This is a genomic window from Alkaliphilus serpentinus (assembly GCF_009017255.1).
Classification (GTDB): domain Bacteria; phylum Bacillota; class Clostridia; order Peptostreptococcales; family Natronincolaceae; genus Alkaliphilus_D; species Alkaliphilus_D serpentinus.
Genome location: NZ_WBZB01000036.1, coordinates 33,323 through 54,210, shown reverse-complemented (window position 1 = coordinate 54,210; position 20,888 = coordinate 33,323). Strand labels below are relative to the sequence as shown.

General features: G+C 36.0%; 23 protein-coding genes and 2 riboswitches. Of the genes, 11 read left to right on the top strand and 12 right to left on the bottom strand.

Features of this window, described 5'->3' with window-relative positions; all coding sequences use genetic code 11:
• Nucleotides 1–68: 68 nt before the first annotated feature.
• From trxB to F8153_RS10110, 4 genes are all read right to left on the bottom strand, one after another.
• Complete coding sequence (gene trxB, locus F8153_RS10130; RefSeq protein ID WP_151866244.1) at nucleotides 69–1,016, bottom strand: thioredoxin-disulfide reductase; 948 nt, start codon at nucleotides 1,014–1,016, stop codon at nucleotides 69–71.
• Between the two features lie 206 nt (nucleotides 1,017–1,222).
• Nucleotides 1,223–1,609, bottom strand: a complete 387-nt coding sequence (locus tag F8153_RS10120) for a GrdX family protein (protein ID WP_151866243.1) — start codon at nucleotides 1,607–1,609, stop codon at nucleotides 1,223–1,225.
• A 137-nt stretch (nucleotides 1,610–1,746) separates the two neighbouring features.
• Nucleotides 1,747–1,829, bottom strand: a riboswitch (glycine riboswitch).
• A riboswitch (glycine riboswitch) is annotated at nucleotides 1,830–1,946 on the bottom strand.
• Nucleotides 1,947–2,165: 219 nt separating this feature from the next.
• A complete protein-coding gene (locus F8153_RS10115; protein WP_151866242.1) occupies nucleotides 2,166–3,008 on the bottom strand; it encodes a DegV family protein in 843 nt (280 codons plus the stop codon).
• A gap of 84 nt (nucleotides 3,009–3,092) precedes the next feature.
• Complete coding sequence (locus F8153_RS10110) at nucleotides 3,093–3,563, bottom strand: tRNA (cytidine(34)-2'-O)-methyltransferase (RefSeq protein WP_151866241.1); 471 nt, start codon at nucleotides 3,561–3,563, stop codon at nucleotides 3,093–3,095.
• A gap of 323 nt (nucleotides 3,564–3,886) precedes the next feature.
• Here F8153_RS10110 and speD point away from each other — a divergent pair, with 323 nt between their 5' ends.
• Nucleotides 3,887–4,702 (top strand): adenosylmethionine decarboxylase, encoded by an 816-nt coding sequence (gene speD, locus F8153_RS10105; RefSeq protein WP_151866240.1) that lies wholly within the window; start codon nucleotides 3,887–3,889, stop codon nucleotides 4,700–4,702.
• Nucleotides 4,703–4,990: 288 nt separating this feature from the next.
• On the top strand, nucleotides 4,991–5,722 hold the full coding sequence (locus F8153_RS10100; protein ID WP_151866239.1) for an MBL fold metallo-hydrolase: 732 nt from the start codon (nucleotides 4,991–4,993) through the stop codon (nucleotides 5,720–5,722).
• A gap of 260 nt (nucleotides 5,723–5,982) precedes the next feature.
• Here F8153_RS10100 and F8153_RS10095 read toward each other — a convergent pair whose 3' ends face one another.
• On the bottom strand, nucleotides 5,983–7,926 hold the full coding sequence (locus F8153_RS10095; RefSeq protein WP_151866238.1) for a DNA topoisomerase: 1,944 nt from the start codon (nucleotides 7,924–7,926) through the stop codon (nucleotides 5,983–5,985).
• An 86-nt stretch (nucleotides 7,927–8,012) separates the two neighbouring features.
• Entirely contained in the window at nucleotides 8,013–8,699 is a 687-nt protein-coding gene (locus tag F8153_RS10090; RefSeq protein WP_207707722.1) for a DUF421 domain-containing protein, read from the bottom strand.
• Between the two features lie 272 nt (nucleotides 8,700–8,971).
• Here F8153_RS10090 and F8153_RS10085 point away from each other — a divergent pair, with 272 nt between their 5' ends.
• The 7 genes from F8153_RS10085 to F8153_RS10055 all read left to right on the top strand — a co-directional run bounded on the left by F8153_RS10085 (nucleotide 8,972) and on the right by F8153_RS10055 (nucleotide 14,433).
• A complete protein-coding gene (locus F8153_RS10085; RefSeq protein ID WP_151866237.1) occupies nucleotides 8,972–9,619 on the top strand; it encodes an accessory gene regulator ArgB-like protein in 648 nt (215 codons plus the stop codon).
• A gap of 2 nt (nucleotides 9,620–9,621) precedes the next feature.
• Nucleotides 9,622–9,744, top strand: a complete 123-nt coding sequence (locus F8153_RS10080) for a cyclic lactone autoinducer peptide (protein ID WP_151866236.1) — start codon at nucleotides 9,622–9,624, stop codon at nucleotides 9,742–9,744.
• Between the two features lie 30 nt (nucleotides 9,745–9,774).
• On the top strand, nucleotides 9,775–10,272 hold the full coding sequence (locus F8153_RS10075; RefSeq protein ID WP_151866235.1) for a hypothetical protein: 498 nt from the start codon (nucleotides 9,775–9,777) through the stop codon (nucleotides 10,270–10,272).
• A gap of 1 nt (nucleotide 10,273) precedes the next feature.
• Nucleotides 10,274–11,131, top strand: a complete 858-nt coding sequence (locus F8153_RS10070) for a sensor histidine kinase (protein WP_192929765.1) — start codon at nucleotides 10,274–10,276, stop codon at nucleotides 11,129–11,131.
• Between the two features lie 40 nt (nucleotides 11,132–11,171).
• Nucleotides 11,172–11,738, top strand: a complete 567-nt coding sequence (locus F8153_RS10065) for an HDIG domain-containing metalloprotein (RefSeq protein WP_151866233.1) — start codon at nucleotides 11,172–11,174, stop codon at nucleotides 11,736–11,738.
• 156 nt (nucleotides 11,739–11,894) lie between these two features.
• On the top strand, nucleotides 11,895–12,467 hold the full coding sequence (locus tag F8153_RS10060; protein WP_151866232.1) for a TetR/AcrR family transcriptional regulator: 573 nt from the start codon (nucleotides 11,895–11,897) through the stop codon (nucleotides 12,465–12,467).
• A 22-nt stretch (nucleotides 12,468–12,489) separates the two neighbouring features.
• Complete coding sequence (locus F8153_RS10055; RefSeq protein WP_207707721.1) at nucleotides 12,490–14,433, top strand: serine hydrolase domain-containing protein; 1,944 nt, start codon at nucleotides 12,490–12,492, stop codon at nucleotides 14,431–14,433.
• Between the two features lie 44 nt (nucleotides 14,434–14,477).
• Here the strand turns inward: F8153_RS10055 and F8153_RS10050 are convergent, their stop codons facing one another.
• From F8153_RS10050 to F8153_RS10040, 3 genes are all read right to left on the bottom strand, one after another.
• Complete coding sequence (locus F8153_RS10050) at nucleotides 14,478–14,960, bottom strand: DinB family protein (RefSeq protein WP_151866231.1); 483 nt, start codon at nucleotides 14,958–14,960, stop codon at nucleotides 14,478–14,480.
• A gap of 25 nt (nucleotides 14,961–14,985) precedes the next feature.
• Nucleotides 14,986–15,873 carry an SPL family radical SAM protein gene (locus tag F8153_RS10045; protein ID WP_151866230.1) on the bottom strand — a complete coding sequence of 296 codons (888 nt, stop codon included), beginning with the start codon at nucleotides 15,871–15,873 and terminating at the stop codon, nucleotides 14,986–14,988.
• Between the two features lie 72 nt (nucleotides 15,874–15,945).
• On the bottom strand, nucleotides 15,946–16,872 hold the full coding sequence (locus tag F8153_RS10040; RefSeq protein ID WP_151866229.1) for a helix-turn-helix transcriptional regulator: 927 nt from the start codon (nucleotides 16,870–16,872) through the stop codon (nucleotides 15,946–15,948).
• A gap of 147 nt (nucleotides 16,873–17,019) precedes the next feature.
• On the opposite strand from F8153_RS10040, the gene F8153_RS10035 reads away from it, so the two are divergent.
• Nucleotides 17,020–17,277: a spore coat protein gene (locus F8153_RS10035; RefSeq protein WP_192929764.1), complete on the top strand. Its 258-nt coding sequence runs from the start codon at nucleotides 17,020–17,022 to the stop codon at nucleotides 17,275–17,277.
• Nucleotides 17,278–17,336: 59 nt separating this feature from the next.
• Complete coding sequence (locus F8153_RS10030; RefSeq protein WP_151866228.1) at nucleotides 17,337–17,636, top strand: spore coat protein; 300 nt, start codon at nucleotides 17,337–17,339, stop codon at nucleotides 17,634–17,636.
• 305 nt (nucleotides 17,637–17,941) lie between these two features.
• On the opposite strand, the gene F8153_RS10025 is transcribed toward F8153_RS10030, so the two are convergent.
• The 3 genes from F8153_RS10025 to F8153_RS10015 all read right to left on the bottom strand — a co-directional run bounded on the left by F8153_RS10025 (nucleotide 17,942) and on the right by F8153_RS10015 (nucleotide 20,640).
• Nucleotides 17,942–18,292, bottom strand: coding sequence for a cupin domain-containing protein (locus F8153_RS10025; protein WP_151866227.1), 351 nt, complete (start codon nucleotides 18,290–18,292; stop codon nucleotides 17,942–17,944).
• Nucleotides 18,293–18,329: 37 nt separating this feature from the next.
• The gene (locus F8153_RS10020; protein WP_151866226.1) at nucleotides 18,330–19,472 is read right to left on the bottom strand and encodes a pyridoxal-phosphate-dependent aminotransferase family protein; all 1,143 of its coding nucleotides are present in this window, start codon (nucleotides 19,470–19,472) and stop codon (nucleotides 18,330–18,332) included.
• A gap of 379 nt (nucleotides 19,473–19,851) precedes the next feature.
• Nucleotides 19,852–20,640: an IclR family transcriptional regulator gene (locus F8153_RS10015; protein WP_151866225.1), complete on the bottom strand. Its 789-nt coding sequence runs from the start codon at nucleotides 20,638–20,640 to the stop codon at nucleotides 19,852–19,854.
• Nucleotides 20,641–20,888: the final 248 nt, after the last annotated feature.

The window sequence follows — 20,888 nt, the reverse complement described above, 5'->3', positions numbered from 1 at the left end:
AGGTTTTTTAGTTTTCAAAGTTTATTTTCACGTATTACAGGAATGCTTAAAATATCCTTTAAGATTTATTATTCATGAAAATTATGATCTATATATTTTTCAGCTTGTACTGCGGCTATTGCTCCATCAGAAACAGCTGTTACAACCTGTCTTAAGGTTTTTACCCTACAGTCACCGGCAGCAAAGACCCCTGGTACATTGGTTTTCATGTTGTCATCTGTAATAAAGTAACCAACAGCATCCATATCTAAAATACCCTTAAATATTTCAGTTTGTGGGTTATATCCTACGAATACAAAGATTCCAAAGGTTCCATCTTCTTCATCTGCTTTATATTCAGTGGTTTCTCCTGTTACAAGATTTTTAAATGTTACAGCCTCAACAATTCCATCACCTTTAATTTCTTCTATAGTGCTATTCCACATGAAGTCAATTTTGGGGTTTTTAAAGGCTTTTTCTTGAATTGATTTAGCAGCCTTTAGTTCTTCTCTTCTATGTACGATTGTTACCTTTCTGGCGAATCTTGTTAAGAACATGGCTTCTTCAACTGCTGAGTCTCCCCCACCTACAACAAAAACTTCAAAATCTGTAAAGAAATCAGCATCGCATGTTGCACAATAGGATACACCCTTACCGGTTAACTCCTTTTCTCCAGGAACCCCTAAAAGTCTTGGAGAAGCTCCAGGTGCAGCAATGATTGCCCTAGCTTTATAGGTTGCCTTCTCACCTACTAAAACCTTAATCTTGTCATTAACCTGTACCTCTTTTATGGTATCCTTTTCAATTGCAGCACCAAATTCCTTACATTGATCCACCATTCTAGCTACTAAGGAAGGACCCGTTGCATGCTCAATTGAACCTGGATAATTGGCTACTTCTTCAGTTGATGCGATTTGACCGCCAGTTTTATCCTTCTCTAAAATTAATGTTGACATCTTAGCCCTTGCTGAGTAAAGTCCTGCTGCAAGTCCGGCAGGTCCACCACCAATTATGACTACGTCATAGATTTTTTCCATTAGATTCACTCCTTTAATCTTTTAAATATATATTAATTTTAAGTTTTGCCTGTATTGTTGAACATAATAAATTGAAAGTTGAATACTTAATGTTAAATGTTGAATGTTGAATGTTGAATGTTGAATTAATGTTGAAATTTGCACTTGCATATTTCTACTTCAATCTTAAATTCCTAATTCTTAATTCTTAATTCTTAATTGCCATTCTACCCCAGCTGTCTCATGCTTTCTATACCACTTTTAATAAGGGTATAATCGATTTCCCTGAAATCTGCTAATATTTTTTCACTCCATTGGGGAGGCTTTTTCATATGAATCAACTTTAAAGCTGTTTCTATACTGGATTCAATAATCATAAGGGAATTCATGTCTAGTTCCCCTTTGGAGTAGGATAACAGGATACTCTTGTAGATGGTTTCATTAGGCTTAACACTCCCTGATAGGGGGTGAGTTAAAAGTTGATGACCCTCATGTATTTTATCCCTAACCCTATTTAAAACTGAAACTAAACTATCTTCATGGAAATCTATCATGTATTGATCTTTATATTTTTCAGCTACCAAAGGATTGTTGGTTTCTATTATAGCCTTCATATTTTTCTCCTTATCACTGTATAGTATACCTATTCTTTGGTATCCCCATTCCATTGAAGGTTATGCTTAGATTAATTGCTATTACCTCAATTTGTCAAAACAAAAACAGAGCAAACCAATGTCAACGCCCGTTGCCATAAGTTCACTCTGTTTATTAACCTGAGAGATTCTTCTCCTAAGAGAATTGCTCCTTCGGTGCACCTTCGCTTTCCAGAGGTACTGTCCAAACACGGTCCTTTTGCCTGAGATTTTCACTAAACAATGGCGAATTGTCTAACTTCTTCCTTCGGCGCTTAACTTGGTTAATAACCAGTCAAGTCTCTCCCGCATTTTTCTTCCAGTAAATAAATTATTAACATGTAGTTGAGGTGATAACTAGAAAAAAACTGTAACCCCCTCTTCAATACACATTATATTATAAGACATCGCCCGTCGGCAACTGTTTTTTTACTAAAAATATTATTGAATTTATACAAAAAAACAACTTTGGCTGTTTTTCATTGTTAATTGATTGTCAATATATTGTTAATTATTTATTCTGAATATTAATATCTTTCTATTTAAAGTAGAACAAAGCAAGGGTACCAGGCCCTGCATGGGTTCCTATGGTACAGCCGATATCAGCAGTAATCACCTCTTTAGGGTTTAATTCCTGTAAAACCTTTTCCCTTAAAGAGTTTACAGCCTCCGGTGAATTGGCATGGGCCAAGGCGATGGTTTTATCTTTAAAATCGCCCCCACGTTCACTGGCTAGCTCTACCATTTTACCGATTACCTTTTTACTACCCCTTACCTTATCAAGGGGTTCTACAATACCATTGGCGACTGTTAGTATTGGTTTTACATTCAATATTCCACCAATAACCGCCTTCATTGGATTTAACCTGCCCCCCTTTTTCAAGTATTCAAGGGTTTCAACCGTGAAGATATGATCTACCCTTTCTTTATATTCTGTAAGTTTTACAATAATATCTTCTTTTTTAAGACCCTCTTCAGCCATCCTAGCCGCTTCTAAAACCAGAAGTCCTCCACCAAAGGAAAGACCCATGGTGTCGAAAACTTGTATTTTATCAGAGGATAGATCCGTCTTAGCCAGTAATGCAGATTGATGAGTACCACTTGCTCGACTCGAACCATTTATACATAGGATTTCATGCCCCTCCTCCAGTAGGCCTTTAAAGGTATCATAAAAAACCTGCGGGGGTATCTGGGAGGTTCTCGGTAACTCCTTAGCTTTTGACAATTTGCTGTAAAAGTCTTGACTTGATAAATCTACACCATCTCTATATTCCTCTTCACCAAAGGAAATCGTAAGTGGTAGTACTTTAATTTCATACCTATTAATAATTTCATTTGGTAAATCCGTCATGCTATCGGTAATAATTTTCACTCTACTCATATATCCCTACCCCTTTCCCTTATATTCTTTTTATAATTTTATTAATTCAATATTGCTAATAGAAATCCTTCCTAATAGAAATAATTATCGCATATTGGGAAATCCCCACTGACGTAATACTTCATAGGCAACGATTGCCACAGAGTTGGATAGATTTAGAGATCTGGCCCTTTCTATATTAAGCATTGGAATTCTGATACAGGTGTTTTTATTTTCCTGTAAAATCTCCTTTGGTATTCCTGCTGTTTCTTTCCCAAACATGATATAGCAGTTATCTTCATATTTAAAATCCGAGTATGTCAATTCAGCCTTAGTGGTGGCATAATAAATCATAGCTCCTTGGTTTTTGGTTTGGAACTCTTCATAGTTTTCATAGTACCTAAGATCCAGCAAGTCCCAATAATCTAAACCTGCCCTCTTAAGGTGCTTTTCCTCCATTGAAAAGCCCGTTGGGCCAATGATATGTAATACACTGTCGGTGACAACGCAGGTCCTTGCTATATTTCCAGTGTTTTGAGGAATCTCGGGTTGATGCAGAACAATGTTTAGTGCCATAGTGGAACCACTCCTTATTTATACTTTATTTGTAAGAAATACTCTAATAACATATTATTCAAGGTGATTATACCATATTTATGTTGAATCTATAACCGTTTAAATATATTTTACATTTTAAATGCTTATCAAGAGGCCCCTAACAGCCACCATTAAATAGGAACTAAAGCAAATATTCCTTTTAAATAAAAATTTTATGGATAAACTTATAATAAGTAGCTTCAAGTACTTGATATATTTTTTAACTAGGTTTATAATTGAAATCGCAGATATTTTTTAAAATGTTTCACCTTGGAAACAGTAAGGGAGGAAGATATTCTAAAATGGAAATTAAAGGTATAAAAAAGCTTAAATTGTACGGATTTAATAATCTTACAAAAACTCTTAGTTTTAATATGTACGATATTTGCTATGCTAAAACATTAGAGGATAGAAAGGGTTATATTGAGTACATTGATGAACAATATAGTGCAGATAGGCTTACGAAAATCCTCACTGATGTTGCTAATATTATAGGTGCAAATATCTTAAATATAGCGAAACAAGACTATGATCCCCAGGGAGCCAGTGTTACCATGCTGGTTTCAGAAGGGCTAGTTACACAAGAAGCCCATGAGGATGCTGCAAATGAAACACCTGGTCCACTACCAGAAACTGTAGTTGGACATCTAGATAAAAGCCATATTACTGTTCACACCTATCCCGAGAGTCACCCTGATGATGGTATAAGTACCTTTAGAGCAGATATTGATGTTTCCACCTGTGGACATATATCACCATTAAAGGCACTAAATTACCTTATTCACAGCTTCGATTCAGATATCATGACCATCGATTATAGGGTTAGGGGCTTTACCAGAGATGTAACAGGAAAAAAATTCTTTATCGATCATAAAATCAACTCCATTCAAAACTATATTTCCAGCGATACAAGGAATCGCTATCAAATGATCGATGTAAATGTGTATCAAGAAAACATATTCCATACAAAAATGCTATTGAAGGAGTTTGATTTGGATAACTACCTTTTTGGAGTAAAGAAGACTGAATTGCTCCCAGGTGAAAGGAAAAAAATAAAACAGCACCTGAAAAGAGAAATGGCTGAAATTTTCTACGGAAGAAATATTCCTAAAGTGTAATAAAAATGGACTTTGTTAGTAAACAGAGTCCATTTTTGAGGTTGTCGAAAAAGTCGACAAAATCCTGACTGTTCAAAAACTGTTAGAGTCGAGGCGCAAGGAAATCCAGCGGTTGCAGCGTATACGGAAATACTCTAGACTGCTGGATTTCTGCAGCAACAAAGAATATGATAGTTTTTCAACAGTCTGAAAAATGGACTTTGTTATTAATAAACAGAGTCCATTTTTGATTTGTTTATGCATTTTTATGGTATCATTAAAATATAACAAAATTTAGGAGGTATTAAAATGGATGTAAAATATACAATTCGCTACCTTCATCATAGCAGCTTTACAATTGAAACATTGAATCATCTGCTAATCTTTGACTATTTTCATGATGTCCCCCCTAAGGGTAAAGAGAGAAATATTGAGAATGGTGTAGTTACCAGAGAACTACTTAAAACAGATAAGGATATTTTGGTTTTTGTCACCCACAGCCATTCTGACCACTATAATCCGGTAATATTCCAATGGGAACAGATAAACCCCAATATAACCTATATCTTAAGTAGTGATATAAAGGTGGAGAAGCCTAAAAAGAACTATTACTTCTTGGATAAATATGAGGGTCTTGAGGTAAATGGTTTAGTTATTGAAGCCTTTGGATCTACCGATCAAGGGGTTTCCTTCTACATTGAAGTAGAGGGCTTGAGCATCTTCCATTCTGGTGATTTAAACTGGTGGCACTGGAAGGAATTTTCTAAGGAGAAACAGCTTCAAGAGGAGGTTGATTTTAAAAATGAATTAAAGTATCTTTCTGATAAAAATATTGATATCTCCTTTGTTCCTGTAGACCCAAGACTAGAGGAATACTACTACTTAGCTGGTAAATATTTTGCTGAAAACATTAAACCAAAGCTGATGGTTCCGATGCATTTTGGAGATCATTTTGAAATTACCAATAGAATTGCAGAAAAACTAGAGACTTTACCTGTTAAGGTACCTACGATACATAGGCGAGGACAGGTTATAAGATAAAAGCTAATGTTTAATGTTGAATGTTAAATGTTGAATGATTGTAGCTTCGAAAGGTCGAAGCATTTTATGAAATCATCTTGAAGCAATGATGAAGACAGGTGCTTTTCACGTAAGCAGACTGTTCAAAAGTACTTGGATTCAAGGCGCAAAAGAAAGCAGCGAATGAAGCGTATACTTAATACGTAAGGGTGCTGATTTCTTGAAGCAACGATGAAGACAGGTGCTTTTCAACAGTCTGAAAGGGTGCTGAGCTCTAAAAATTATATAGAGGTCAGCACCTTTTTTACGTTCTTTTCTATATAGGCTTCTAGCTTAATCATATACTCTTCTGAGGTAATTTCCCCTCTAGCAATCATGCTAAGTCCCTTCTCCCAGCTGGCAGTAAGCTCTGGCTTAATTAATGAAGGAATAGATGTCTTTACCACTCCATAAATTTTTTCTCCTAAGGTGGTTGGAGTTAAAATCTGTGTTTTTTTATTAAGATGGATGTAATGGATTTTTTGAAGCTTATTTAGGATTTCTGCCCTAGTGGCACTGGTACCTATCCCACTACCCTTTATTTGCTCCCTTAATTCCTCATCCTCAATGAGTTTACCAGCATTCTCCATTGCCAGAATAATGGATCCTGAGGTGTAGCGTTTAGGAGGTGTAGTTTCTGACTCCTTTAATTCCAATGAAATATTTTCAATTAATTGTCCCTTTTTCAGCTTACTGAGAAGCTCTGCCCTCTCAGCCTTCGAATCATTGTCCTTAGCCTCTTCTCCAATAATTCTTAAATAGCCCTCATCTATACATACCTTAGAATTTGTATAAAAACTCTCCTCTTTAATCTTGGTTGTAATAGAAAGCTGATTAAAAACAGCTGGTGGATAAAAAATTGAAAGGAATCGTCTGACGATAAGGATATACACCTTTTTCTCTTCATCATTCAGCCTATTTAGGGCCTCAAGCCCTTGGCCTGTTGGAATGATTGCGTAGTGATCTGTAATGGCCTTATCATTAACATACCTGGTTTTTTCTAAATCCTTGAAGAGTCCCTTCTTTAGTATTTCATTAGCATAGCCACTTATGGCCTTCTCCTCATTGTTGAGCTGACATCTTTTATCAAGGTTTTGCAATCCCTTAAGATTAGTTTCTATCTCCTTAGCAACAGCCTTAGATATAACCCTTGCATCGGTTCTAGGATAGGTTAAAAGCTTTTTCTCATATAACTTTTGAGCAATTTTTAAGGTTTCATCAGGACTCAATTTAAATCTTTTGGCAAGATCATTTTGTAGCTCAGCTAAGTTATAAAGTAATGGTGGATTCTTCCTTTCCTTTTTTCGGTTTATGGCTGTGATGATTCCCTTTACGGGGTCGTTACCATCCCTTAGCCCATCTATAAACTCCAATGCCCTTTCCTTATTTAAAAAACCAATATCCTTAAATAAAAGCCTTGACATGTGAAGTTTAGAGTCTTCTGTAACCTTCCATTCACCGGTATATTGAAATTCAACATTTACTGGAAATGTAGCCTGTATCTTATAATAGGGCGTTTTAGTAAAGTTTCTAATTTCAAGCTCCCTTTCTACAATCATACCAAGGACGCAGGTCATAACCCTTCCAACGGCAATTACTACATATTTCTTACCCAATTGACTGCTTAATCTTTTCCCAAAGGATAAGGTTAATAAACGAGAAAAATTAATTCCCATTAAATAATCTTCTTTGGCTCTCAGATAGGCAGCTGCTGCTAAATTATCATATTCTGATAAAGACTTTGCCTCTTTAACACCTCTTTTAATTTCCTCCACTGTTTGAGAATCAATCCATACCCTTCGTTTTTCTTTATTTTTAACCTGAACCATATCATCTACAAGCCTATATATGTATTCACCCTCTCTTCCGGAGTCGGTGCACACATAAATAGTTGAAACATCTGATCTTAATAATTGCTCCTTCACAATTTGAAACTGTTTCTTTACATTTGCAATCACTTCATATCTATAAATCTTAGGCATAAAGGGTAGATCCTTTAAGGTCCACTTCTTATACTTAGAATCGTATTTTTCTGGATAGCTCATATTTACTAGGTGACCTACACACCATGTAACAATAGCATTTTCTGATTCAATATATCCATTTCTTTTTGCTCCATTAATATTTAAAGCTTTGGCAATTTCCAATGCCACACTGGGTTTTTCAGCAATAAACAAAGATTTCATTACAGGTCAACTTCCCCTCAATTTACTAAAATAGTTTTACTACTTATATCTATTATAATGGTAATACCTAAATTTTAGGAAGTTTTTTATTTGCGTGGCATCACATGAATTCCTTCATCCTCCTTCCAATCGGCATAAAAAACATCCTCTATCTTTTGTATATCGAAGCTATTGATCTGTGATAACAACCAGCCTTTATTAAAGCCAATGGCCTCTAAATTTTCTTCAACAACTTCTCCATCTAAAATCAATGTAACTGAGAGATAGGCTTTTTTGGGGGATATATCTAAATCTCCTTGGGTAGGAGTGTCATACTTTGGTTTTTTTAATACGCTGATATTTCCACTCTGCTCTAACAATGCATATTCAATTTCTCGAATAGAAAATAGATCTTTTTGTCTTAAAAGACTAAGGAGCTCATTAATATCCAGCTTTTCTTTTTTAAGAGCATTGTAATCAATTTCACCATCCCTTACCAGTATGGCTGGATCTCCTTCCAACAATTTTCTTGATCCTTTAAATTTCGTAGTGATCTTTTCTACTATAGCCATCAAAGCCGTCCAAAGGGCCAATGAATATAATATGCTCCATATTTTAACTTCACTGTCATAAACTGCATTGCCCAGAAGCTCCCCCAATACTATAGCGGAGATGAAGTCGAAGGGGGTGATAGCATTGATTTGAGTTCTTCTAATAATCTTCATAACTATAAATAAACCTATAAACCCAAAAACAAGATCAATTGTTAATTGAAGAGTTTCTGATAAATTCACTATTTCACCTTCTTCATCATATTTTTAGTTAAGAGACCTTCGTCAATAACCACATCTTCTATTACTTTTTCCATTAATCCTATATAATAATGATATAGTTTGAATTTAGTTAGGAAGATGAGTAAGATGTTAATGGGTAAAATCCATGCTAAGTAAATAGGCCTACTCTATGGATGTCCCACATATTGCATTAAAATAAATGGAGGATTTTAAAACAAGATGTCGAATTCTTGCATTTACAGAAATAAATATTTTTTAGAGGTGTATGATTGATGATAAAAAACATAACCATTGATTCCTGTATTGATAAAATTCTTAGTCAATTAAATAAGCACTCTCAAATAGATGAAAAGCAAAGGATTGTTTTGACCTATGGAACTCGAATAATTATAAACTCTGTAATTTCTTACTCATTGGCTCTTCTACTGGCTTTGATTATTGGAGTATTCAAAGAAGTACTGATTATTTTATTTGCAGTTTCTATACTTAGAGGATTTTCTGGAGGAGCCCATAATTCCAATATAAGAAATTGTGCCATTAATGGTGCAATCATCTCTAATCTCTTAGGCTTAATTGTGAAGTATTTCCTTATAAGTAAAGCTACTTTATATAGCTTTATTATAGTAACATTTTTTATTGCTCTTTGGGCTATAGGAAAATATGCTCCTGCCGACACCCCTGGTAAGCCTATTACTACTATTACTAAAAGGTACCAGCTGAAAAGAAGATCATTTATAGTTTTGTCATTATGGTGCTTTATGTGTATTTACTGGTTCCTTAGAATTCCTCATGTATCAATAATCATTTATGCTTCAACCCTAGGAATTCTATGGCAGTCTATGACATTAACCAAAAACGGTTACAAGTTATACAACAAAGTCGATCAAATCCTTAACTTACTATTTAGAAGGGTGGAATAAAAATGAAAAAAAGATTAGTTCAATTGATTATTACCTTACTTACATTTGCAGCCTTTACAAATATAGCTTCTGCGTCAAGCTGGGTTGGATATCAACCTGAAGTACCAAAGGAGCTACAAAATTAATTGTAATGAATCTGAATAGGGGTGTAAATATTGAAATTTATAGAATTGTTACTTTCTTATACGCTTGAGGGCTTCTTTATGGCAGGAGCAAGCCTTAGCCTACTGGGCTTTAGATTAAAATTGAATACATTAATTATGATAGCTATAATCTACGGATCTTTTGTTTACTGGGTTAGAACAATGTATTCCTATTTAGCAATACCCTTAGGAACCCATTCATTTATTCTGTTATTTTTATTCTCTTTGTTAGTATTGTTCATAGGAAAGGTTCCTCTTTTGACAGCAGTCATTTCTTCCTTACTTTCTTTTTTACTGATTTTTTGGGGAGAAGCTATTTTTCTATTACCTGTTATTATGTTTTTTAAAATGGACCTTATAGCCTTTATTAATGCAAGCCCTGGCTATACCCTGTTGGCAATATTGATTTCTGATATTCTTTTAATTATTGCCTTTCTATTAGGGTATATTTTAAAGTTTACACTAATAAATCTAAGAAATAACAATAATGTTGCAAAAGAAGGCGATTAAAATGAATTTTAAAAACAAAGCATATATTTTGATTTTGCTAGTATTACTGCAAAGTATAGCAATCATATTTTTAACTAACAATTTAATTATACAAACCTATGCCAAATCCTTCGTATATCAGTATCCCTTTGTAATTGTATTTTTACTAAACTTATTAGGGGTTGCTGCTATTGTTAATGTTTTATATATGTTCGGTTTTTTAAAGAAGGAAGAGGAGTCCGTGAGGAAGCTTAACCACTCTAAAGAGGTTATCGAAGCTTTAAGGGGTCAAAAGCATGATTTTCTGAATCATTTAAATGTAGTTGCTGGGATGATAAAAATGGATAAAAGTGAAAAGGCCTTAGATTATATCTATGATATAAGCGGCAGAACCGATGAAACCTTCATGATTTCCAGGATTGAAAACGTCGAGGTGGCAGCCATTTTATATAGAAAATGTGCCATCGCAGAAAATAAAGGGATTAATATCGAGATCGACATTAGTACGAATTTAAAGGAACTAAGAATTGACTCCATAGATTTATCTAGGATTTTTTTTAATTTATTAGATAATGCTATCTATGAATTGGAAAGGGCTCCCATTGAAGATAAACTTTTAACCATAGAAATAAAAGAAGATGAAAATAACTATATCATCATGATTGGAAATTCCTATCCAGTCCTTTCACCCCATTTATACGAATCGATATTTCTACCTGGCTATACCACCAAAAGTGGTCCAGACCATGGCTATGGCCTTGATATTGTTAAGAAAATTGTGAAAAAACTAAACGGGGAAATCATCGTTGAAGGCTATGATAGTATCGGAACCCTGTTTACCATCTTTTTGCCTAAGGAATATTCTTACCCATTAATATAATGATTCTATTATCAAAAATAAACTACGAGGAGGAAAGCAGATGATGACACGAGAGGATGCATTAGAATTATTAAAGAAGTACAATAAAAGTAAAGCTTTAATCGACCATGGCCTTGCTGTTGAGGCTGTTATGGGCTATTATGCTAGAAAATTCAATGAAGATGAAGTATATTGGGGCATAGTTGGTCTTCTTCACGATATCGATTATGAGCTATATCCAGAGGAGCATTGTCATAAGAGCAAAGAAATCTTAGAGAAGGAAGGCATCTCTGAGGATATTATTCATGCTGTTATCTCCCATGGTTGGAATATCTGTATTGATGTTGAACCTACATTAAAAATGGAGAAGGTTTTATACACCATAGACGAACTTACAGGACTGATTAATGCTGCTGTACTTATGCGACCCGATAAGAGTATTTTAGATTTAGAGGTTAAGTCCGTTAAGAAGAAATTTAAATCAAAAAGCTTTGCTGCTGGAGTAAATCGCGAGGTGATTTTGGCAGGCTGTGATATGATTGATATGGACTTAGATACTGTGATTCTTTGGACCATAGAGGGTATGAAGGAAGCTGCAGAAGAGCTTGGACTGGCAGGAATAAAATAATCTCTATTATTAACGGAAACTTGTCTAATTTATAAATCAGATAGGTTTCTTTTTAATTGTTGGGAAAAAATTTCAAAAAACCATTGCAAAAGAAAATTATATATAGTATTATATAACATATGTTATATAACTATACTTATTTAAGGAGATGATATTATGGGTCCAAGGGTTAAATTCACTAAGGAGCAAATAGTTGATGTAGCCTTTGAGATAGCAAAGGAAGAAGGTATGGATGGTATAACTATGAGAAAAATTGCCGAAAAGCTTGGTAGCTCTGTGGCTCCCATCTATGTAAATTTCAAGGATATACATGAATTAATCGAAGCCGTGGTTAATAGAATTATGGAAATGAGTCAACAGCTCTTGGCTGAGGAATCTACAGGAAACCCCTTCTATGATATGGGTATGGCCAGCTTCAAGTTTGCCCAAGAGTATAGTGTTCTTTTTAGAGATTTGGTTTTGAAGGACGGCAATTACTTGAAGAACTATGATGAAGACATGCTACCCATGTTGGTTGAAGAAATGAAAAAAGACCCTGAGCTAGAAGGCTTTTCTGAGGAGGAATTAAAAACCATACTTTTTAAGGTGAGGACCTTTCAATTGGGACTTTCTGTGATGACAGCCAATGGCTTGCTTCCTAAGGATTTAAGTATAAAGGATTTGATGGAGATTCTTGGTAGTGCAGCTGAAGATATAGTACTATCAACAAGGATTAAAAAAAATCAGTAATCAAAATAAAGGGGTGCTTATTGTGTTAAAGAGATTAAACATACTATTCATATTAGGGTTATTTTTGACCTTTTCATTTGTTTCACCCGCATCTAGTGTTTTTGCCACTAATAATGAAATCGTCAAGGTTGAAGAGTTTATTGATAACATCATGACCTCAAAGATAGAGGAATATAATATACCCAATGCAACGGTTTCCTTGGTTATGGATGGTGAAGTTTTATTTAAAAAGGGCTATGGCCTTCAGGATATTGAAAAGAAGCTTCCAGTGGATGCTGATACCACCCTCTTTAGGATCGGTTCTACCTCTAAGCTATTCACATGGACAGCAGTGATGCAATTGGTTGAAGTAGGAAAATTAGATTTAGATGAAGACATTAATACCTACCTAGATTTTGAGATACCCTATAAGCTTGAAGGTGCCTTAGAGAATACTACAGCTGAGGCCATTACCTTAAGCTACCTTATGACCCACACGGCAGGCTTTGAGGATTATGTTAACAACCTCTTTAGACTTCATCCCCAAGAGCTCATTCCCTTTGATGAATACATAAAGGAACATCTACCTGCAAGAATATTCCCTCCCGGTGAGGTTATGGCCTACTCCAATTATGGTACAGCATTGGCAGGCTATATTGTAGAAAGGATTTCAGGGATGCCCTTCTCAGAGTATGTAGAAGAAAATATTTTTAGCCCTTTGGGAATGAATCACACCATCTTTAAACAGCCCCTTCCCCAAGGCTTACACGATGACATGTCCAAGGCCTATCGATTTACAGATGACTCCTTCAAAGAAGGTAGCTTTGAGTATGTGATTCCAACAGCTGCTGGAAGTGGTAGCTCCTCAGCCTCCGATATGGCTCGGTTTATGTTGGCACATTTGGAGAGCGGTAGCTATAATGGTGCTAAAATCTTAAATTCTGCCACTGTTGATTTAATGCATCAACAGCGCTTTACCCACCATCCTACCTTAGGTGGTATGACCCTTGGTTTTATAGAAGGTACCTATAATCATAAAAGGGTGATCTTCCATGGCGGGGCAACTATGCTATATAGTACAGGATTATACTTAATCCCAGAGGAAGATATAGGCTTGTTTATTTCCTATAGTGGCGGAGGTCACTATCTTTATAGTGAAGTCTTTCAAAGTCTTATGGATTATCTCTACCCAGTTGAAGCTCCAATTAAAGAAGAGCCTCCAGCCGGTAGTATGGAAAGATCGAAGCAATACATTGGCGAATATCAAATGAATAGAAAAAGTGTTACAACCTCTGAGAAAATCACCAGCTTATTGATGGGACCAATTCATGTTAAAGGAGATGAGTCTGGCCATTTAATCGTTAATTATCTAGGAGAAACCAGTAAATTCATTGAGTTAGAACCTGGGGTATATAAGAATCTCAGAGAAGGAAGAAGTCAGGATTATAATGGTCCCTTTAGTCATATAGTCTTTAAAGAAGACCCTATGGGAAATATCCTGTTAGCCTCTGGTGGCCCGATGACCTATTCAAAGGCTCCCTTTTATGCTACATCAGCCTTTACAGTCTCTGGAATACTAATTTCCTTGCTAATCATTCTGTTATCCCTTATATTCTGGCTGTTGAAAAAGGTTTTAGCTTTTATAAAGAAAAGGCCTAAAGCTTCGGGACTTCCCCTAGCTGCCCAATGGGTGGCAATAGCCTTTGGTATAGCTGTTCTGATATTATTGACCAGCTTCCTTTCCTCTGGAAGTATGGATCCAGTTTACCAAATGCCAAAGGATGCCTATACCCCATCAGAAACAGGAGCTTTGTATAGTATTTTACCAATATTGTTATATGGCTTAACCCTTGGGCTAATTATTTTTACAGCTATGGCTTGGTGGAAGAAGCTCTGGGGTATGATTGGCCGCATCCATTATAGCCTCTATTCTGTAGCTGCCCTATTATTAATGTTTATCTTTCATTATTGGAATATCTTAAAATAGGACTAAAAAAGCTATGGTGTGAACACCATAGCTTTTTCAATACTTTACTTCCCCGACAAAGCCCAATTTTTAACCACATACTGGGGTATATCAATATCTAGGGCATAGCAGAAGGCAATTATTTGACCCACATGCATGGATTCGTGGGAAATTAAGAATGCTAGGTAGAAGGATAGAGATTGTTTCTCTCCACCCCATTCTATATACTCCTCCCCCTCTAAAGCCTCTAAGGCTGAAGACAGGGTTGCATCAACCATTTCCATGGTACTGATCAATACTTTCTTGGACATCTTACCTTTAATATCACTATCGGATATATCGCTGAATCTCATCACTTTAGTTTCTATTGCCTTTATAAAATCCTTTTCTATATTGATCATTTCTTCAAAGTGCTTTCTAAAGGTATTTAAGCCTTTACGGGGTAACTCTTTGTCTAAGTCCTCATCCCTTAATTCATTGATAAAGCTAATGGAACAGCTTCTTATAAATTGCCATTCCTTATATAGGGATTCATAATTTTTCATCATTAAAATCAACCTCCTAACTAGAATATTACCTTAAAAAAGAAATTTGTTGGGTTTCATAGGGTTTAATAAGGGCCCTTCGTATATCTGACATCTTATAAATTAATCCATGCTTTTTACATAATGCCTTAAAGGTTTTGTAAAGCTTATCTTGGTTTATAGAATAGCATTCATAGCTATAGCCATAGGTTTTTATGTATTTTTCTTTAACACCTGGAAAGAGCTTATCAAGCTGTTGATAAAAATAGACCCTTTGATTTTGCCTTAGGGTAACACCAAACATGGGGGCAACAAAGCTGGCTCCCTTATGGGCTGCAGCTTCTACTATGGCTTCTATATTTTCCTCCGTATCGTTGATAAAGGGTAGAAGAGGCCAAAGAAGGATCCCCGTAAACAAGCCTGCTGAAGCTATTTTTTCTAAAGCATCTAACCGTTTGGAAGTAACTGACACCTTTGGCTCTACCTTTTTACATAGGCTATCATCAAAGGTTGTTATTGTAAACTTCACAATCATTGGTGAATGGGAACGGATTTTCTGAAGAATGTCTAAATCCCTAAGGATTAAATTAGACTTGGTGAGAAGACTTCCTCCAAAGCCATATTTGTCTAGAAGCTCTAGAGAGGCCCTTGTTAGCTTATACTTTGCCTCTTGAGGATTATAGGGGTCACTCATGGCACCATTGGCAACAATCCCCTTCCTACGTTTTGACATTAGTTCCTGCTCCAATAACTGAAGAACATTTTCCTTTGCCCTTACCTCATCAAATCTTTCTACCCTATAGCATTCACTTCTGGAGTCACAATAGATGCAGCCATGACTACAGCCTTTATAGATATTCATCCCATAATTACTTCCAAACCAGCTACTTCCATCAGACCAATTGGATAATATTTTTTTAGCGCTAATAAGTTCCATGGATTAATCACTTGCCTTTCTAATGAGCTCATCTACAATTATACAAGCTTCATGTGACACTAGTTTGTCATATTAGAGGGATCCATTATAAATTTTTAAAGCTTCCTTAAGTCTATTGGCAATAATTCCTCTAACTCTAGGGGGCTCCAATACTTCTACCTTCCTACCAAAAGAAAGAATGTAACCATAAACCCACTCATCCTCTGGGTAAGAAGTTGTTACATCATAGGTATTGTTGTCATTCTTAACTATGGATTCTGCATCAAAATCATCATATATCCGATATAAAGCCTCCTCCTTAAACCGAAGCTTAAGTGTAACCCATGGCCTTTTGGTTTCCTTCTGAGTTTCTTCATACTCCATATGATCCATAAGGGGTGTCTGTCTTCTTTTAAAGACCTCATCATTGACGACTAACTCTTTAATTCTAGATATTCGAAAAATCCTGAAATTTTCCTTCAGCCTGCAATAGCCATAGAGGTACCAACCAACACCTTTGTATATCAGCTTCATAGCCTCTACATATCGTTGACTTCCCTCACCACGACTGTTTATATAGTTAAAGGTCATCATCTTTCGTTTTAAAATTGCTTCCTTGATTCTATTAAACTTCTGGTTTTCATTGGGATTACTCCCCCAATGACTAAAGTCTACTTGAACCCAATCTTCATCATCATCCTTAAAGAGTCCACTGATTTTTGCAATTGCAGAATCTATTTCGGGGTATTTTGTTGCCTTTAGGGTTTTAAGGGCTATTATAAGGCTCTCTTTATCTTCCTTTGAAAGGAAGGTTTTACTAAGGGAGTAGTCCTCCATTATAGAAATGCCTCCACCCTTCCCCTTACTCATGTATACTGGTACTCCGGCCATCGATAAGGTTTCGATATCTCTATAGATGGTTCTGGTAGATACCTCAAAGCGTTCTGCCAGCTCCTTAGCCTTTATAACCTCTTTTTTTAACAGTAGTACCGTAATTTCAATTAATCGATTAATTTTCATAATATCACCCATAATCATTATAACACCATAATAAGACAAATGTATGTCATATTAAAAATTTAACTTTAATTATTCTTTATTAAATGGTTATCTTGAGAATAAGGGTTTTTTTACAGGAAAGAATATTTTAAAAAGGGAAGTGATTGTTTGAATCAGAGAGATAGAATTGCACCCCGTGAAGCCTTTGAAATACATGAACTGTTAACCCATAAGAATATTGCCTGTACTAAATCCTCAGTAATGGCAGCCTTAGTAAAGGATGAAGCTCTTAAGGAAATCCTGCAGCAGGATTTTAAAATGGGACAAAACCACATTAGAGACCTCAGGAATCTATTATTAAAATCTGAACTTACCAATGTAAAAACCAGCAATACACAGGATATGGGAGGAACGATAAGACACTAGGGACCTATTAATTAATGTAGCTTCGGAATACCGAAGCTTGATACTGAAAGGAGCATGCTATGAATACCATCATCCAAAGCTTAGCTGGAATGACTGATATGACTGAACAGGTAATCGCCACGGATTTCCTTTTGGCTGCAAAGGCCGGTGTCCAAAACTACGCCGTTGCAATTACCCAATCAGTAACTCCAGAAGTCAGAGAGGTTCTCAAAAGACAATTGTCTGATGCCATCAAAATCCATGAGGCCATCTCTGAATATATGATTTCAAAGGGCTATTATTATACCCATGATCCCCAAAGACAGCTAATGGTTGATTTAGATGCAGCCGAAAAGGTCATGAAGCTACAGCAGCCGTAGGGAACGTTCCTAAGACGTTTCGTTTTCGGTCGTCTCACCGTCTCGACGCCGTTCGTAGCATAGTGTCCTTATTCGTGACACAACTCACCTCTCCTTATTTTTGTAAGGGGGAGGGGCCCCTTAAAATCCCCCATTTAAAAGGACTTAAAACGAACTTTCCTATGAAAAGAAAAAAGGGGCGACATTAGCCGTCTCTTTATATTAATATACCCTAAAAAATCTATTAAAAGAAAAACCTACCGATTGTTATCAGTAGGTGGACTGTTTGAAAATCAGCATTTTCTTTTTTATTCAAAATTTTCGCCTTACTTATCAAAGAGTATTAAGGCAATATACTCTAGGTCTGTATCTCCAATATTCTCTATAGAATGGGAGGAGCCATTTTTAGTAATAAGAACGTCCCCTGCCTCCAAAACTGCTTCTTCACCATCATCATTAACTAGAGCCCTTCCCTTAAGAATAAAATAGGTTTCTCCATCACCAGTATGGGTGTGATAGCCAATGGAGCTACCAGGAGTAAGTACACTTAGGGCAAACAACCTTCCTGAATCATAGGCGTCTTCCCTTTCAAGGAAATGGGTTAATTGTAAAGTTCCCTTTCCTCCTAGAAACTCTTTTTGGGTTACAACCTTAAGTTCATTTTTTCTCTTAATCATATCAAAGCCCCCTTTGTAAATTATTGAACACAATTCCCTAATCCAAAAGTCCCTTCATTAGGACACCTACACCCTTGCCTAATTCAACGTGATAGCCTACTCTGTATAAAGCCCTTTCAATGGTGGCAATTGCCGATACTAGATCATGGGTATCTATATTCCCCATATGACCTAACCTGAATAGCTTACCTGCATAGGGTCCTAAGCCCCCTGCAACTACGATTCCTTCTTCAGCTAATATTTTTCTAAATTCTAAATCATTGATTCCTTCTGGATAAATCACGTTGGATAAGGAAACTGCTCTACAGCCTTCTTTGGCTAAGATTTTAAAGCCTAATGCCAACAGGGCTGATTGTACTGCTTTGGCATTCTTCTTATGTCTTAGGTATCTTTTTTCTAAGCCTTCCTCTTTAATAATTTGAACTGCTTCCTTCATGGCCCATATTAAATTTACAGCTGGAGTGGCAAAATATTTTGATGGGTCCTTCATAATAGGTAACCATTTATCAAAGTCTATATAGAATTCTGGAATTGTACCAAGGCTTTTTCTTCTTTCCATCGCCCTTGGACCTGCCCATACAACAGCAATTCCTGGTGCAACCCCGAAGGCCTTTTGAGATCCAGTTAACAGAACATCAATACCCATTTCATCAACATACTCCGGTTCAGCTGCAGTAGCACATACTCCATCGACAATATATAAAGTGTCCTTAAATCCTCTTATAAGCTTGCCAATTTCCTCTATGGGTGCCACTACTCCAGTTGCAGTATCAACGTGGGTAACGGTAACTACAGAATATTTTTTCTCTTTAAGCTTAGCCTCAATTTCTGCAAGAGGTACCACGTCCCCCCATTCACTAGCTAAGACATCCACCTTCAAACCCTTCCTCTGACAAAGATCAATAAATCTGTCACCAAAGAAGCCTTGGGAGATGATCAACACATTGTCTCCCGCCTTAGTTGTATTGGCAATGGCCATTTCCATTGCAAGGGTTCCCGTGCCTGCAATCACAAAAACCTCTCCTTCAGTCTTCCAAAGAAGCTTTAAATCATCAATTAATTCCTTGTAATCCTTAACAAAGGCTGGATCTCCGAAGGCCACCGTTTCCCTTCCCATTTGATCCTGTATAGACCTTACTACTGGCGTTGGCCCTGGTATCATTACTAATTTTTTGTTCATTAAAACACCCTCTCTTTTACTATTAGTAAATAGTATTTATCATTATTAAATATATTCGCCATTTAACCAAAAAATCCTTTTTAAATGAAAAAATTATAACTTCAAAAAATAAAACTCCCTTGGGAGTGAGGTTATCGAAAAACCCCTATATTTTAAAACTGAGAAATTGGCTCTCGGTCAAAAGGCAGGATGAACTCAAAAATCACAGGTATTTTCAAAACTCACCTTCGGCTCAAACATTGAAAATACTATTCTGTAATTTTCTCGTTCTTTTATTCTTATCTCCGCAGATTTCTCATTATTTAAGAATATAGGTGTTTAATTGTAGTTTTATACTTTTTCGATGGTCTGACTCCCTTGGGAGTTTTTAATGTAGAGTTTACTTAGCCAGCTCATTAGAAATTTCCTGGGTAATATTTAAAAGATATTCAACAAATCTTTTATTAGCCTCCTCATCAAATCGCACAGTAGGGCCTGAGATACTGATGGCTGCAACTATCTCATTATTAAAGTCAAATATCGGTGCAGCAATGCAGCTTACTCCCAGTTCCCTTTCTTCATCATCAAAGCCATAGCCCTTTTCTATGATAGCTTCCAGTTCCTTGACTAACCCATCCTTCGTTACAATGGTTTTATCAGTGAATTTTTCAAAGGTTAATCTTTCTATAATAAAATTTCTTTTATCCTCTGGTAGATAAGCTAACAAAACCTTTCCTGCTGCACTACAATGTAATGGAGCCCTTGCCCCTGTTTTGGTAAACATCCGTATAAGCTTTTTACTTTCCTCTTGAGCTAAATAAATAATTTCGTTATTGTCCAATACCGTAAGATTGGCTGTTTCATCCGTTAAGTCCCTTAGTTTTTTAAGAAAGGGCTTCATAAAAGTTACTAGATTATTTTGCTCCATTGCCTGCTTCCCAATTTTCCAAAGCTTAATACCTAATCTATATTTTTTAGTCTTCGGATCCTGTTCAATCATTCTGCACATTTTTAAAGTTGCCAATAGATGGTAGGTTGCACTCACCCCATAATTAAGGTGATTGCTGATTTCAGTAGCACCGATTTCGGTTTCTGAAGCTGCCAATAGCTCTATAATTTCAATTGCCTTAATAACAGATCCAATGGTTTTCTTGTCCTTATTGATTTCCTCCACAACAATATCCTCCATCCTAATACATCTCCATAATTAATATAATTTTATTACTTTTCATCAGAATAATAAAGGAATAATTTATGAATACATAAATTTGAACAACTATAAAGCTTCTTTCCCATGGATCCGAACAAGCTTAGAGGGCTTTGCATATTCTATTGCTATATCGCTACCTTCATCTAATACAAAGCCCTTGGCCTTCATGGCGTTTACAAACTGACTCTTCTTGACTCAGGGAACATAGGCAATGGTTTCAATCCCTT